This window comes from Flavobacterium sp. RHBU_3, from assembly GCF_046613565.1.
In the GTDB taxonomy this organism is placed as follows: domain Bacteria; phylum Bacteroidota; class Bacteroidia; order Flavobacteriales; family Flavobacteriaceae; genus Flavobacterium.
In genome coordinates, this window is sequence record NZ_JBKJHC010000002.1 from 249,817 (window position 1) to 264,879 (window position 15,063).

General features: G+C 43.9%; 10 protein-coding genes. 3 read left to right on the plus strand and 7 right to left on the minus strand.

Features of this window, described 5'->3' with window-relative positions; genetic code table 11:
- Positions 1-18: 18 nt before the first annotated feature.
- The 3 genes from ACLI1A_RS03480 to ileS form a co-directional block, all read right to left on the minus strand.
- The gene (locus ACLI1A_RS03480) at positions 19-2,784 is read right to left on the minus strand and encodes a PD-(D/E)XK nuclease family protein (protein ID WP_411406120.1); all 2,766 of its coding nucleotides are present in this window, start codon (positions 2,782-2,784) and stop codon (positions 19-21) included.
- A 355-nt stretch (positions 2,785-3,139) separates the two neighbouring features.
- Positions 3,140-3,523 (minus strand): TraR/DksA family transcriptional regulator, encoded by a 384-nt coding sequence (locus ACLI1A_RS03485; RefSeq protein ID WP_411406122.1) that lies wholly within the window; start codon positions 3,521-3,523, stop codon positions 3,140-3,142.
- A gap of 7 nt (positions 3,524-3,530) precedes the next feature.
- On the minus strand, positions 3,531-6,962 hold the full coding sequence (ileS, locus tag ACLI1A_RS03490; protein ID WP_411406124.1) for an isoleucine--tRNA ligase: 3,432 nt from the start codon (positions 6,960-6,962) through the stop codon (positions 3,531-3,533).
- Positions 6,963-7,168: 206 nt separating this feature from the next.
- On the opposite strand from ileS, the gene ACLI1A_RS03495 reads away from it, so the two are divergent.
- Together ACLI1A_RS03495 and ACLI1A_RS03500 are read left to right on the plus strand one after the other, a co-directional pair.
- Positions 7,169-7,564, plus strand: a complete 396-nt coding sequence (locus ACLI1A_RS03495) for a helix-turn-helix domain-containing protein (protein ID WP_411406126.1) — start codon at positions 7,169-7,171, stop codon at positions 7,562-7,564.
- A 160-nt stretch (positions 7,565-7,724) separates the two neighbouring features.
- Positions 7,725-8,486: an SDR family NAD(P)-dependent oxidoreductase gene (locus ACLI1A_RS03500; RefSeq protein ID WP_411406128.1), complete on the plus strand. Its 762-nt coding sequence runs from the start codon at positions 7,725-7,727 to the stop codon at positions 8,484-8,486.
- Positions 8,487-8,523: 37 nt separating this feature from the next.
- On the opposite strand, the gene ACLI1A_RS03505 is transcribed toward ACLI1A_RS03500, so the two are convergent.
- The 4 genes from ACLI1A_RS03505 to ACLI1A_RS03520 all read right to left on the minus strand — a co-directional run bounded on the left by ACLI1A_RS03505 (position 8,524) and on the right by ACLI1A_RS03520 (position 13,821).
- A complete protein-coding gene (locus tag ACLI1A_RS03505) occupies positions 8,524-9,957 on the minus strand; it encodes a TlpA family protein disulfide reductase (RefSeq protein ID WP_411406130.1) in 1,434 nt (477 codons plus the stop codon).
- Positions 9,958-10,092: 135 nt separating this feature from the next.
- On the minus strand, positions 10,093-10,680 hold the full coding sequence (locus ACLI1A_RS03510) for a 2'-5' RNA ligase family protein (RefSeq protein ID WP_411406132.1): 588 nt from the start codon (positions 10,678-10,680) through the stop codon (positions 10,093-10,095).
- Positions 10,638-12,491: a hypothetical protein gene (locus tag ACLI1A_RS03515; protein ID WP_411406134.1), complete on the minus strand. Its 1,854-nt coding sequence runs from the start codon at positions 12,489-12,491 to the stop codon at positions 10,638-10,640. Before ACLI1A_RS03515 ends, ACLI1A_RS03510 begins: the two co-directional genes overlap by 43 nt.
- Positions 12,492-12,522: 31 nt before the next feature.
- The gene (locus tag ACLI1A_RS03520; RefSeq protein WP_411406136.1) at positions 12,523-13,821 is read right to left on the minus strand and encodes a pyridoxal phosphate-dependent decarboxylase family protein; all 1,299 of its coding nucleotides are present in this window, start codon (positions 13,819-13,821) and stop codon (positions 12,523-12,525) included.
- A gap of 118 nt (positions 13,822-13,939) precedes the next feature.
- Here ACLI1A_RS03520 and ACLI1A_RS03525 point away from each other — a divergent pair, with 118 nt between their 5' ends.
- On the plus strand, positions 13,940-14,758 hold the full coding sequence (locus tag ACLI1A_RS03525; protein ID WP_411406138.1) for a carboxypeptidase-like regulatory domain-containing protein: 819 nt from the start codon (positions 13,940-13,942) through the stop codon (positions 14,756-14,758).
- Positions 14,759-15,063 lie beyond the last annotated feature (305 nt).

The following is a 15,063-nucleotide window of genomic DNA, read 5'->3' on the forward strand; positions in this document are numbered from 1 at the left end:
ATATCAAACTTGCATGGCTTATACAATTTCTTCCTTAAAGCTTATTTCGGTATTTAAAACCTCGGCAATAAGTGCTGCCAGCTGTGTTTTAAAGCTCTCTAAGAGGTTTTGGTCTATAATGTGGTGTTCTGCTTCAGTAGATTTGTAATTAAAGCCCATAAAGCCGCTACGCATATTTTTAAACGAAATAATACCTGCTTCCATTTCCAGCCCTGCAGCGTGAGGTTCGTACATAAAAGCGTAGCACAGCAGCTGTATAATTTTGTCGTTTTTATAATCCTGAGTAAGGCCGTCCCAGTCTTTAAGGGTTACATTGGTCTTTTCCACTTTCCCGGTTTTGTAATCGGTAATCCTTAGTTTGCCGTTTCGCACCTCTACACGGTCTATATTTCCGGAGATAAGTACGGGGTAGGGCAGTAGCTCATGCTCCAGCCTGCGTTCAAACTTGGTTTCAAGTGCCAATACCTTTATAGCATCACCGTCTTCCAGAGCTTTCTTTTCCTGTTTCAAAAAGTTATTCACGTTGCGCTTAGCTACTTCAAAAGCCAATAGGTTGCGCCCTTTTTTTATTTCACCCTCTTTGTACACTTCTGTAAACTGCTCTGTTACGGCTTTGTTGGCCAGTTTTTCCATTTGCTCAATGTCGGCTATCGTAAGGAAACGGCCTATAGTAGGTTTGTACAATTCCTCCAAAGCACCGTGGATAATGGTGCCCAGCGTGTTTAGTGCAATGCTTTCCTCAACTTCGTCGGTTTCGCTAATGCGGAGGATGCGCTGGTAGTAAAACTGCATAGGGTTTCGCAGGTATCCTGTTAATGAAGATGGTGAAAAACCTTTTAATGTGGCAATTTCCTTAAGGCGCTCCATAACCAATGGGGTTTTGGCAACCTCCATGGGCTCGTAAGCCTTTTTGGGTAACTCGGCGTTATAAATGCTTCTTGTAAGGGTGTGCGCCGGGCGTTTTTCTATCTCCAGCTGGGTAAGAAAACGGCTGCGCTCACCGGCATCAAGCCCTTCGCTTTCGGTGTTGTACAGCAGGTAAATGTTTTTTGCCCTAAGCAGCAAATGATAAAAGTGGTAGGTGTAAATGGCATCCTTTTCTTTAAAGGTAGGTAAGCCTAATTCACGTTTCACATCATACGGAATGAATGAATTTGTCGATTTTCCGGCAGGGAATTTACCTTCGTTCATGCTGGTGATAATTACATTCTCAAAATCCAGCACACGGCTTTCCAGTACCCCCATTATCTGGAGTCCGCTCAATGGTTCTCCTTCAAATGATACCTCGGCCAAATCGATAACCTGTTTGTAAATGGCGTGCAGCACCTGTAAGCTGCCTATATGGGGGTGTTTTTCTGCGTAGTTAGTAAGGCGGTTTATTACCTTAAAAATGGAGTATACAAAAGCCTTGGTTATTTTATCTTCCTCCTCGTCGTTGCTCAGGTAGTTTTTCAGAGCCAAAAGGATCTCGCTAAGGCGTTTCAGTATGCCTTCCACGTTTTCCGGATTCCAGCGGTCAAATAACAGGTTGAAAAATTCGGAAGTCTCGCCCTGTATGTCAAACAGTTTTTGTAGCGAAAAGAACGTAATATTATTCCGGTTGATGGTATCTACCAGTTTACCCGCACCTATGTAAGGCTCTACCAGCGGGTGCGTAAGCACGTCGAGCACTTCACGGTAGTAGAGTGTATAGCTTTTTTCGTTACGGTTTATGGCATTGGTGTGCAGCTTAAACAATTTTTGCAGCAGTATCTGCGCTGGGTTGTTGCGGCTGTTGTAGCCCATGGTAATGTTCAGGCTGCCTACATTTTCGGGCAGGCTGTACAGTGTGGGTATTAACAGGTTTTCTTCGCCCAGTACCAGTGCGGTTTTGTCCAGGCTGTAACCTTGCTCTTTAAGGTCTTCAATTATTTTTCCTGCAATCTTAGCTTGTCCTACGGTTTTTGGCGTACCAATGATACGAATGTCCTTTTGGCGGTCAAACTCGTTTACAACCCACTCAAATTCGTTGCCGGCATATTGTTTCCATTCCTTTTTAAAGCGGCGGATAAACAAACCCGCATCATGGTAGCTGTCGTTAAGGAAAGTGTAGTCTATATCCCAGTAAATTTTGGCCTGGCCTTCCAGTAAAAGGTGCTGTATGATTTTTTCTTCGGCGGCATTCAGTGCATTAAAGCCTGCAAAGACAAGCTTTGTGCCTTTGTAGTTGTTACTGAAGTGTGCCAGGTTAGCTACTGCTTCACGGTAAATAAGTCCCTGGTACCCGAAGCCTTTGTTTTTTAGGTGTTCGTAAAAAGCGTCGTAATATCCCGGCAACTGTTTGTAAAACTCCAGATACCCAGCTATCATGGTAGTGCGCTGGTTAACGTCTACCGCCCAGTGCTCTATCTCCTGAATGTTCTCCAGGTACTTCAGCACCTTGTAAGGCTCCAGTAGGTAACGGTCTATTTCGTTGAAATCCTGCAACAGGGTTTTTGCCCAGTTAGCAAAGTTTTCAAAAGGCTGTTGTTTGTCCTTAGCGGTAAGCTCCAGGTAAATGTTGTAAAACTCGAATAGCAGTTCTATGGGGTCGGCGCTGCGAATACCGGCCATTTCCTGTACAAAATCTTCTATGCTGGTTATGGTTGGGGCAAAGGTGGTAGCGCCCATGTGTTTTTTAAGTGATTCCAGCAGGAATACACGCGCCCTTTTATTGGGCAAAACAATGGTAATGCCCGGCAGCTGCGTACCGTAATCGGCTATAATACGTTCGCTTAGTTTATCAAGAAAGGTTGGGTATGACATATAGCAAAGCTACAGAAAAAGCTTTTTGAAGCATTGCTGTAATGTTGTAATTATTTTACTAAGGGTGTAACTTTCCAAAGGAAAGCTTTGTGCTCCTGAAAGGAATTAATGGAAACACATTGTGCACTTTGTGGAAAGCCTTTGTGTACGTTGTGGTAAAAAAATGCTTAGTAATGAGATGGCCACGCTCCATACTTCTGCTCGCCATGACGGAACCTGAAAACTGGAGCTAAAAACTTCGGGGAACTTTGCGCTTCCTTTGAGAGACTTTGTGCAATAACTTCCCTGCGAACTTCTGTGTTACAAAATTCCGGGAGTACAAAAAAATACCCCCGCAAAGCGGGGGTGGTTGTAATTATCGTTGCATGTTTTTAGCTTCAATGCTCATTGTAGCGTGCGGAACCAGTTTAAGGCGTTCCTTGCTGATAAGCTTGCCTGTAACTTTGCAAATGCCGTAGGTTTTATTCTCAATTCGTATCAGCGCGTTTTTAAGGTCGCGGATAAACTTTTCCTGACGGATAGCAAGCTGCGAGTTAGCTTCCTTACTCATGGTTTCACTTCCTTCCTCAAAAGCCTTAAAGGTAGGCGATGTATCGTCGGTACCGTTATTAAGGTCGTTAAGGTATGCACTACGAATGAGCTCCAAATCAGCCTTGGCTTTTTCGATTTTTTTGGTAATCAATTCCTTGAACTCGGCCAGATCTGCATCCGAGTATCTTATTTGTTGCTCATCTACCATAGTTGATCTATTTTGAAATTAATATTAGGGTTGTTATGTCATCAAATTCAATTTCTGTGCCATTTGGCACCACTTCGCTGAAAATCAACTCGTCAGTAAGTGTTTCACTTTTTATATACGCCTCATTTGCCTTAACGGATTCCTGAAGTATATTATTGTTCTTAAGGGTTACGGTAATGCGGTCTGTTACTTCAAAGCCGCTGTCTTTCCTTAGGTTTTGTATCCTGTTTACCAGCTCACGGGCTATACCTTCATGGCGCAGTTCATCAGTAATGGTTATGTCCAGTGCTACAGTAATGCCTGCTGCATTGGCTACAAGCCATCCCGGGATATCCTGGCTTGAAATCTCCACTTCCTGAGGGGTCAAAGTAATACTTTTTCCTGAAATAACAATATCTATACTTCCTTTGGTTTCAATCTCTGCAATTTGTTCCTGTGAGAAATTTTGTATCTCTTTGGAAACCAGATTCATATCTTTTCCAACTTTAGGTCCAAGGGCTTTAAAATTAGGCTTAATCTGCTTCACAAGCACGCCTGAGGCATCATCTAAAAGTTGTATTTCTTTTACGTTTACCTCGGCTCTTATCAGCTCTTCTACCGCCTCGATTTCCGCCTTCTGATTTGCGTCAAGTACCGGAATCATTACCCTTTGCAACGGTTGACGCACTTTTATCATCTCCTTCTTCCTTAGCGAAAGGACAAGCGAAGATATAGTCTGCGCCTTCTGCATACGGCTTTCTAACGATTTATCAACAAAGTTATCAGCATACTGCGGAAAATCGGCCAAATGTACACTCTCCGCTGTATCTTTCTGTGAAGACTGTGTTAAATCTTTGTACAATCTATCCATAAAGAACGGTGCTATAGGTGCACCCAGCTTAGCCACAGTAACCATACAGGTATACAGGGTTTGGTAGGCTGCTATCTTGTCTTGTGCGTACTCGCCTTTCCAGAAACGGCGGCGGCACAAACGCACGTACCAGTTGCTCAGGTTTTCCTGAACGAAGTCGCTTATAGCACGAGCTGCACGGGTAGGCTCATAATCAGCATAGAACGCGTCTACGTCTTTTATAAGCGTGTTTAGTTCAGACAGGATCCAACGGTCTATTTCAGGCCTTTCTTCCAATGGAACTTCCGGCTCACTGTAGGTAAAGTTGTCTATGTTAGCGTACAGCGCAAAGAACGAGTAGGTGTTGTACAGTGTTCCAAAGAACTTGCGACGCACCTCGGCAACCCCTTCTATATCAAACTTAAGGTTGTCCCACGGGTTAGCATTGCTTATCATGTACCAGCGTGTAGCATCGGGACCGTATTCGGCAAGCGTAGTAAACGGATCTACCGCATTACCAAGGCGCTTACTCATTTTCTGTCCGTTCTTGTCAAGCACAAGCCCGTTAGAAACCACGTTCTTATACGCCACCTGGTCAAACACCAGCGTACCTATAGCGTGCAGCGTATAGAACCAACCACGGGTTTGGTCTACACCCTCGGCAATAAAGTCGGCCGGGAATGAAGTATGGTTGTCTATGTATTCTTTATTTTCAAACGGATAGTGCCACTGTGCATACGGCATGGCACCACTATCAAACCACACGTCTATAAGGTCGCTTTCGCGCTTCATAGGCTTGCCGTTTGCCGATACCAGTGTAATGGCATCTACCACGTTTTTATGCAAGTCTATCAGGTCGTAGTTCTCCTCGCTCATGTTACCCGGCTCAAATCCTTTAAACGGATTCTCGGTCATAACACCGGCTGCAATGGCTTTTTCTATGCCGTTGTACAGCTCCTCTGCCGAACCTATGATAAGCTCCTCGGTTTTATCCTCAGTTCTCCATATAGGCAGCGGTATACCCCAGTAGCGCGAGCGCGATAGGTTCCAGTCGTTAGCATTTTTAAGCCAGTTACCAAAACGTCCTTCGCCGGTAGCCTTAGGTTTCCAGTTTATGGTGTCGTTCAGGTCGAACATACGCTCTTTAACGTCGGTCATTTTTATAAACCAGCTGTCCAGCGGATAGTATAGTAGTGGCTCATCGGTCCTCCACGAGTGCGGATAGCTGTGTACGTATTTCTCTACCTTAAAGGCTTTGTTGTTTTCTTTTAGGTAGATAGATATTTCTACGTCGGCACTACGCTCAGGGGCGGTACCGGCATCATAATATTCGTTTTTCACGTATTTGCCTGCAAGTTCCAGTGCCTTACCTGCCGGGTTGTCCAGGCTGGCAAGGTGACTTGTAAATTTACCCTGAAGGTCTACCAGCGGCACAGCATTTCCGTGCGCATCCAGCACCAACATAGGCGGTACTTCAGGCTTGGCTTCCTTGGCTACCTTGGCATCGTCTGCACCAAAGGTAGGCGCGGTGTGTACTATACCGGTACCGTCTTCGGTAGTAACAAAGTCGCCCGAAATTACGCGGAACGCATTCTCCGGGTTTTGGTACGGCAACACAAACGGCAGTAACTGCTCGTAGCGGATGCCTACCAGGTCTTTACCTTTGGCTTCAGCTAAAATGGTGTATGGTATTTTCTTATCTGCCGATGTGTAGTTGTCAAAATCAGCAGCATCAGTACTTTCAAAATACTTACCGCCAAATTGCTTGCCTACCAGGTTTTTGGCAAGTACTACGTTTATCGGCTCAAACGTATATTGGTTAAAGGTTTTTACCAATACATAGTCGATGTTCGGCCCTACAGTAAGTGCCGTGTTACTTGGTAGTGTCCACGGAGTAGTGGTCCAGGCAAGGATGTCTATAGCACCAAATCCTTTAAGGAAATCAGGTAGTGAACTTTCTATAGCCTTAAACTGGGCAACGATGGTAGTATCAGTCACATCGCGGTATGCACCCGGCTGGTTTACCTCATGCGAACTAAGGCCGGTACCCGCCTTAGGCGAATACGGCTGTATGGTGTAGCCTTTGTACAAAAGGCCTTTATCATAAATCTGTTTAAGCAGCCACCATACCGTTTCCATGTATTTTGGCTTGTAGGTAACATACGGATCTTCCATATCTACCCAGTAGCCCATTTTTTCGGTAAGGTCGTTCCATACGTCGGTATAACGCATTACGGTACGCTTACAGGCTTCGTTATATTCTTCTACAGAGATTTTTGTCCCTATGTCTTCTTTAGTAATACCAAGTTCTTTTTCGGTACCCAGCTCTACGGGTAGGCCGTGGGTATCCCACCCTGCCTTACGCTTTACCTGATAGCCTTTTTGGGTTTGATAACGGCAAAAAATATCTTTAATGGCACGGGCCATAACGTGGTGAATGCCCGGCAGTCCGTTTGCGCTTGGCGGCCCTTCAAAAAACACGTATTGCGGCTTGCCTTCGCGCGTGGTTACACTCTTCTCAAATATGTTTTCCTTTTTCCAGAAATCAAGCACCTCTGCGGCTACATTTGCCAGGTCAAGGCCCTTATATTCAGTAAACTTCTTACTCATTACAACTAGGTTCAAAAAATCAATTTGCGAATGTAGTGAATTTTTTTAAGAGGAGGGTGGTTTGAAATAATATACAACATTATAGTTCAAAAAAAGTATAATCCTTTTATAAGAGGATAGGATCGATTTTTATATGGCGATGTTAAATAGCAGCGGAATTATATAAAAGGTGGCTTTCAGGCTAAAATTCTTCCTACCTTAGCATTATGGAAACCGCTGTCACCAAAACCTACAAAATCCCGGAAAAAATACTCTCGCGCAAGGACGAGATTACGGCTGGTTTCCTGAAACTGGTAGATACACACATTGCCGACCTGATGAGCGGCAAGGCTACCCGCAGGCTGCATGCGCAGGATTTTGGTGCAAAGCTGTTCATACACCCAAGGCACCTTACCAATACCCTGAAGCTTACCATGAACTCATCGGTATGTGAGGTGATGGAAGAACGCATCCTTGCCGAATCGGTTACACTGATAAAGGAAACCACACTTTCTATAGCCGAAATAGGCCAGAAGTTTGGCTATGATGAGCCTACTAACTTTACCAAATTCTTTAAAAGCATGACGGGCATAACGCCGTTGCAGTACAGGAAAAGGGTTTAGTTTAAAGTTTAAGGTTTAAAGTTGTTTTTAAAGTTCATAACGGTCAAAGGAACCTGAAACTTTAAACCTGAAACGCGAAGCAAATACTGAAGAGTCCACCATTTTTAAGCGCTGTTCCCTGCCTAACTTTGTCTTGTAAATCATCAAATAATACAACAATATGGCACAATCTAAAATTGCACTGATAACAGGCGGCAGCCGCGGCCTGGGCAAAAACATGGCGATAGCCGTTGCTAAAAAAGGGCTAAATGTAATTCTGACCTACAACAGCCAAAAGGCAGAGGCCGATGCGGTAGTAGCCGAAATTGAAGCCCTGGGACAAAAGGCAGCGGCACTGCAACTCAACGTTTCTGACGCGGATAGTTTCGATGCGTTTTATGCTAATGTAAGTGCTGCGCTTAAAGATGTTTTTGGCGCTGAAAAATTCGATTTTCTGGTAAATAATGCCGGTATAGGCATACATGCTTCATTTGCCGAAACCACCCCGGAGCAGTTTGATACCCTTGTGGGAATCCACTTTAAGGCACCGTTTTTCCTTTCGCAAAAGGCACTGCCGTTGCTTAACGACGGAGGCGGCATTGTAAATATTTCTACCGGTTTGGCGCGTTTTAGTTCGCCGGGCTATGCAGCGTATGCCAGCATGAAAGGCGGTATGGAAACCCTTACTAAATACCAGGCTAAGGAGCTTGGTGCAAGGGGCATCCGTGTAAACATAGTGGCGCCGGGTGCTATAGAAACCGACTTTGGCGGTGGTGTGGTACGCGATAACGACCAGGTAAACAGTTTCCTTGCCTCACAGACCGCCCTGGGCAGGGTAGGGCTTCCGGACGATATAGGTGGAGTAGTTGCTTTCCTTTGTACCGACGATGCCCGATGGGTTACAGCACAGCGCATAGAAGTATCAGGGGGTATGTTTATATAAAACATAATAGAATAGCCGGTGTAACAACCGGCTATTTTTATTTAGATGCACTTTGTAATACCATGTCAAAATCTGTACTGCCCGGCGCCGGTACGGTGTTTAGGTATACTTTGTTGCCCGGGGTTAGTACCACATATTTCGGTATAGATTCTATTAAAAAGAAATTTTTAAAAAGTGCATGGCTTTCATCCGTAAGCCTGTAATGATTTTTATTAATACCTAATGTACTTAGTTCGGCTACTTTATCTTTCCATTTATCTACGCTTTTATCCGTAGAAATATAAAGGAAAGCTACCTGTTGTTCGGCTGTAAGTTTGTCTCTCAGGGCGTGTGTTTCTTTCATGCCTGATATGCAGGGCCCACACCAGCTTGCCCAAAAATCCAGCACCTTAACTCCATTGCCCTTGCTTTTCAGGATGTCTTTCAGTGCTACCAGATTCCCTTCAGTGTCCATAAGTTGCGCATTTAATACTTCCTGAGGTAAATCAGCGCTTAACTGTAATAGTTTCTTCTGCTTTTTTTTCAGTTCTTCTATATACACGGGGTCTTGTATGGAGGTAAGGGTCGTTGTAAGACATTCTTTTATAACGCTTATATTTTCCGGCTTTAGGTGCTTTTCGTAATCATCAAATGTTTCTGTAAGTGCAAATTCCCGCAAATCGCCTTTCAGGTTCTTGTTGATAACGCTAATCCTGAATTTCAGTTTGTTGTTAGAATAATTTTCAGAGGGTTCATTGATTATACTATAACTGCGTACATAATTACTCAGCGCCCAATAAAAGTTATAGCTAACAGGAACATTGTTTTGTAAGTTAAAAGTTTTAAAGCTAATGCCGTCTAATACTTTTGGGTTGTTTTTAATTGCATTATCAGGTATTGTGAATTTGTTTAAAATCTGCCCAATTAAGCCGAATTCCAAATCGGTTTTTACAGCATAATAAAATTCTGATGACACCTTGTGTTTTTTAACATAATCATCTAAGAATGCTATGCGGTGTTTAAGAATTTTGGAACAAGTAGCTTTATATTGTAGTAATCCCTCTTTCTCGTTATAGTCCGGATACGTATTGCCGTTTTTAAACAGCTCATTAAAGAAGTTATAATGCGCAGCATTTTTTCCTGTAAAAGTAAGGCCGTTATTGCCGTTATTCTTATATGTAATAGAGTCGCCCGGCTGAATGTATACCGTGGAGGGTATTCCAAAAGGTTTAAAAGAATAAATTTTATAAAATCCGGCAGTTTTAGCTGTTATTACAAAATCGGCAGGAGTGACTTTAGAATGATTTTTTATTATCTCATTTCTTTTGTAGTTATTTGAGATATTCTGAAAATATACTTGTTTCAAAATAGTGTCGTTTCTGTCCGCTACAAGATAAGCGGTTTCATGTGCGTTTGGTTCCGGTGCTGTCGTTGATGGTAAAACAACAATTAAGGATGCTAAAGCCATAATCAGGCTGTAGAAATAATTCATACTATTGCGATGGTTCTGGTTTGTAAAGTTTGGTTTTTTATGGTGGGGCATTGCGCCGCATCATTGGGATAAATACTTAACAATAGTATTTGTTTTTTATTGTATAAGCGCTTATTATATGTGTGAAAATGGGTGTTAAAGGGTATCCTTGTTTGCCAGTGTTTTATATGAAGTCACTTTCCAATGTTCCCCGTTGTGTTTTAGCAGGCAAAAGCTGTCTATTGTGAAACTTGATTTGTATTCCCGGTCTTTAAAAACCACCCATGCTTTTTCAAATTCGGCGTAGGCCAAATCCCGGTAACCAACGGTCATGTGCGGGTGAAATTCGTCTTCATGGAAGTGTACCGGTATGTTAGGGAACTGCTTTTTAAAAGCGCTTAGAATATCCTTTTGCAACCTGCGCATTGCTGCCGAAACCTCGGGTTTTACAAACAACACCGGATTCCTGGGGTTGTCAAACGCGCCAAAACCATTTAGTATGGTTTCAAAAGGGGGAGAGTTGGTTTCAATGTTTAAAAACCATTTCATTACCTCTGCATCACGGTTAGCATTAATAGTAAAAGGCGCTTTCAGGGTAATGTGTGGCATTACCCTAAGCGCCTTTTTGGTATTATATGTATCAGCCAGTTCCTGCTTAAACGAGGTTACCTCCGCAGAAATATCCTCGGGCGGAATTATGGCTATAAAGTAGAGGCAGGTGTCTGGCATTTGCAGGTAGCGCATTGTTTACTACAAATATACGCATCTGCCGGCTGAGGTTGGTTTTCTGCCAGTAAACTTTCTGTTTGCGTGCGGTACGCTGCCAGTGCTGTATTTACGGCTTCTCTTTCGGTTGCAAACCAATCTTTGTTTTCGGCAAACAGGTTTTGGTAGTAGCGTATGCCTTCCAGCAGGTTTTGCTTAAAGGTTTTCAGTTTTTTTAGCTGCTGCGCATTGCCTTCGGTAAGGTTTGCTACTTCTTTTTGCAGGTGTTTTACGTACAAATCAAGCTCCTTAATAAACATATGGGGGCGGTGCTGTACTGTAATTACATTGTCGTTACCATAAATGTGGCGGACCATGCGGTTAAGCGAAACCTCCTCGGTAAAATAAGCCATGTTTGGCCCCGGGCATACCACTACGCCCTGCTGCTCTCCCTTAACCGGAATGCCTTTTTCCATAAGCGCCGGTGCCGACAGCCCCACGCACAGGCACGATTTTTCCATCATGGCCTGGATGTCGTTCTCGGTAAGCAGCTCGTTTATCTTCTGCTCCTGGAACTTGCGCGATGCGGTGCAAACCAAGCCATCTTCGCCCGGAGTAAGGGCAAGGTACTTTTTAGGGCAGGCGCTGCCGTAGCGGTTCTTTTCGGCGCGTTGTTGTTTTAGCTGGTCGTTAGTAGTGCCGCGTACGGTATTAAACGGTACCCCCAGTGGCGACATATTACTTAAGTACAGGTCTTGTTCGCCTGCATCGGCAAGTAGCTTGCGGGTGGCTTCGTCTACTGCGGTAGCTTCGGGTACTAAAAGAAACGGCGATCCCCAACCTACAGAGTCTACATTATAGTGGCTCATTAAAAAGTTGTGTTCCTCAGCAGTGCCTACACCACCCTGAACGGTAATAAACATTTCAGGAACATTTGCCGGTACGGGTAGCTGTTTTGCTTCAAGGGCTTTTGCCATAAGGCTGAACGATGCGGCTGCCAGCTCATTTTTCTTTTGGGTAAATTCTTCCAGGATGGGCCCCATAAGCAGCCCTTCGGTAGCAAAGGCATGACCCCCACAGTTTAGCCCCGATTCTATACGGTATTCTGATACCCAAAGTCCTTTTTTGGCAAGGAATGCACCCTGTATGGATGCCGACCTGAAGTCGCTTACTTTAAGTACAATCTTCTTTTTGAAGTTTCCGTTTGCGTCCGGATAAAAGTCGGCAAAGTTTTCAAAGTAGCTGTACAGCCTTGGGTTCATACCCGCAGACAGCACCACCGACGATGAAAGCTCGCTTTCGGCAAAACCGCGCAGCGATGCATGGGCATCATTAAACTCGGTAGGCAGTGGATTGTTCTTTTCGTCTACATTCTCTTTGTCTACCTTGGTCATTATGTTTACATCAATGTTGCCCGGTGCAAAGTTTTTTTCCAGATACGCCTTTACGTTTTCGGCCATCTGGCTGCCTTCGGCCATTATTTGTTCCAGCCCTTCTTTAAACGAACTTTTGTTAGGCAAGATTTCCAGAAATTTATCCATAGAAGCCTTACTTTCGGCCAGCTCGGTTTTAAACTCCTCAAATTTTTGCTTCACAATAGTGTCTACCATATTAAGGTATTGCTTTACACGCTGTGCGCGGTGGTCAAATGCCTTAGCCGAAATGGCCTGGTAGGGCAGGTTGAATTTTTTAGAAAAATACGCCGACATTTTTTCGCACAGGTCGTCGTCTGTAATGGAAACGCAAGACGATATGCCAAAGTGTGCCAGCCTTATGGGCGTATCTATAGTATACGCCAGTCCCATTACCGGAATGTGAAAGGTGTGGGTAGTGTTGTTGTAGTGTGTCATATGCTCATAAACTAAAAAAGAGGCTTTATGGCTAAAACCTCATAAAAAATGAATTGTTGTGTACTATTTCAGTGTATTTTGAGGTGTCTTCGGGTGGTGCTTCGCCGTGTTTCAGCACGTCTATAAAATGCGACAGGTGCTCGGTTTCCACGTGGTCCATAACTACTATTTTGTACCACTGGTTGTTTTCGTCATGCTTTTGCGGCACCAGGTTAAATGCCGTTGCTACCCATTGTGGTATGTGGTTTTGGCGTATGGTAACAATGTTCATATAGGGCTCCCTGAAATATTCTATTCCCAGTAGGTCTAACTGTTGGCACAGCCAGCCGGTACGCATTTGCAGTATATTTACCTTTTCCTGCCACCCGTGCGGGCCGTAGGTAAACAGTATCATCCATACGGCTACGGCATTGGCGCCGCTGCGGCTGCCGCACAGGGTAAGATCCATGCCCTCTACATATTCGGCTTCGGTGGTCAATACGTTTTCTATGTAGCCTTTGCGGCAAATGAATATACCCGTGCCGTAAGGTGCCTGCAACATTTTATGCGCATCTATGGTTACCGAGCTTATTTTAGGGTTGCGGAAGTTAAGGTGGCTGTCCGGATTACTAAACGGGTATACAAAACCACCATACGCGGCATCTATATGCAGCTTGTATTCCAGCCCGTAGTTTTCAAGAATTTCAGTATATATATCTGCCACTTCCACTGACCCGAACATGGTGGTGCCCATATTTGCTACTACTATAAAGTATTTTTTACCTGCGGCGCGTGCATTTATAATAAGGCTCTCCAGTTCACTATCGTCAATATAGCGTTCCATAAAATGCACCGGAACCTTAATCCAGTCCAGTATCAGCAGGTTGCATCCTTTAGCTATGGAGTAGTGGGTGTCTTCGGTAGAAAGCACTGCAATTTCAGATGGCTTTGCGTTCTTGTGCTTCATAAAATAGTTGCGATACATCCACATGGCCTGTATGTTTGCCTCGGTTCCGCCCGGGGCTATATAGCCGTCAAAACTATTAGGTTCGGCTTTAAAAATATCGCAGGCTACCACGTTTAGCACTTCGCGTTCTATTTCCTGGGTGCCCTTAAAGGCGGCCTCACTGGTGCCTAGGGTATGGCAGCCTATATGGTTAGGGTTTGCAGCATAGGTTTGCAGCACGGGTGCATCTTTAAGAAAAGGCGCGTCTTCATTAAACACCTTATCATCAAGATGCGAGGCCGGATAGCCAAATGAGGCATCGGTGCTGAAGTTTACATTTTCGGTAAGCGCCTGCTGTACGCGGGCATTGCGTTCGGCAACAGATAGTTTTTTCCAATACTGCATAGTCCAGGTAAATTAACCCAACAAAGTAAAGGGAACAGCATGGGGTAAATTATGATAAAAGTCATGTGCGTTGTTCTTTTCGATAAAAATGTATATTTGTTAAAAAACCAATTACATTATGAAGAAGTGCCTTACAGTACTGTTGTTTGTTGCAGGGCTTATGCTAAATGCACAGCAGGCTACCGGAGTTATTAAAGATGCCGAAACCAATGAAACTATTCCGTTTGTAAACATAGGTGTAGTAGGAAAAGGGGTGGGTACCGTTTGTGGCGAAGATGGAGCCTTTTCTATAAAATTACCTGCCGGAATGGATAACGATACCTTAAGGATATCATCTATAGGATATGCTGCCAAAAACTTCCTGGTTAAAGATTTTTTTAAAGCTTTAGAAAGTAACAAGACAATTTTACTTTCTACAGAGGCTATAAAGCTGGATGAGGTAGTTATCTCCAACAAAAAGCCCAAAGAGAAAACATTGGGAAGCACTACCACTTCTAAGAGTATGATATTAGGTTTTACAACCGACCAGTTAGGGAACGAGCTGGGCGTGCTTATGCGTATTAAGGGAAGCCAGGCCAAACTACTTAAGTTTACCGCCCAGGTAGCCAGTAACGATAATCCGCCGGTAACGCTGAGGCTAAACTTTTATACTGTAAAAAACGGACTGCCTGATAAGCCCATTGCTACTGAAAACATATTTGTAACCCTGCCGAAAGAAGCAGGCCCGCTGGTGGTAGACCTTACCAAGTATAATATTATGGTAGAGGACGATTTTGTGGTGGCTCTGGAATGGCTGGAAGATAATCCGGCTAAGATTCGTTTTTCTGCGGCTCTGCTGGGGCCGTATGTTGTAGTACGTAATACAAGCCAGGGCGAATGGGCAAAAGAAGGAGCCGTTACTGTAGGGTTTACGGTAGATACGCTTTACTGGAAGTAGGCTGCAATAGTAATGTAAAAGAGTTTTTTCTTACAAGTTTGTAAGAAAAAGCGGAAAGCACTTTTTTTTTGGCCGTAAAACCATTATTTGTGGCAAAAAGGCCATTTGTTGGGGTGTTGTCTATAGTTTGTCTATTAATAAAAACGTGTAAAACCATTGGTATAACGTTATTTTTGCAAAGTATCTAAACGAAATGGTTTCTGTCTTTTCGATGTGATACAGTTGTTTTTACAATGCACTAATGTCGATTTTGGTGCGTTTATTTTCTGGGGGCAGTGCGGACGCGAAAGCGTCCGCACTCATTT

Bases quoted from the DNA above. Each gene is read 5' to 3' on its own strand.
- ACLI1A_RS03480 (WP_411406120.1), bottom strand. From the start codon at position 2,784: ATGTCATACCCAACCTTTCTTGATAAACTAAGCGAACGTATTATAGCC.
- ACLI1A_RS03485 (WP_411406122.1), bottom strand. From the start codon at position 3,523: ATGGTAGATGAGCAACAAATAAGATACTCGGATGCAGATCTGGCCGAG.
- ileS (WP_411406124.1), bottom strand. From the start codon at position 6,962: ATGAGTAAGAAGTTTACTGAATATAAGGGCCTTGACCTGGCAAATGTA.
- ACLI1A_RS03495 (WP_411406126.1), top strand. From the start codon at position 7,169: ATGGAAACCGCTGTCACCAAAACCTACAAAATCCCGGAAAAAATACTC.
- ACLI1A_RS03500 (WP_411406128.1), top strand. From the start codon at position 7,725: ATGGCACAATCTAAAATTGCACTGATAACAGGCGGCAGCCGCGGCCTG.
- ACLI1A_RS03505 (WP_411406130.1), bottom strand. From the start codon at position 9,957: ATGAATTATTTCTACAGCCTGATTATGGCTTTAGCATCCTTAATTGTT.
- ACLI1A_RS03510 (WP_411406132.1), bottom strand. From the start codon at position 10,680: ATGCGCTACCTGCAAATGCCAGACACCTGCCTCTACTTTATAGCCATA.
- ACLI1A_RS03515 (WP_411406134.1), bottom strand. From the start codon at position 12,491: ATGACACACTACAACAACACTACCCACACCTTTCACATTCCGGTAATG.
- ACLI1A_RS03520 (WP_411406136.1), bottom strand. From the start codon at position 13,821: ATGCAGTATTGGAAAAAACTATCTGTTGCCGAACGCAATGCCCGCGTA.
- ACLI1A_RS03525 (WP_411406138.1), top strand. From the start codon at position 13,940: ATGAAGAAGTGCCTTACAGTACTGTTGTTTGTTGCAGGGCTTATGCTA.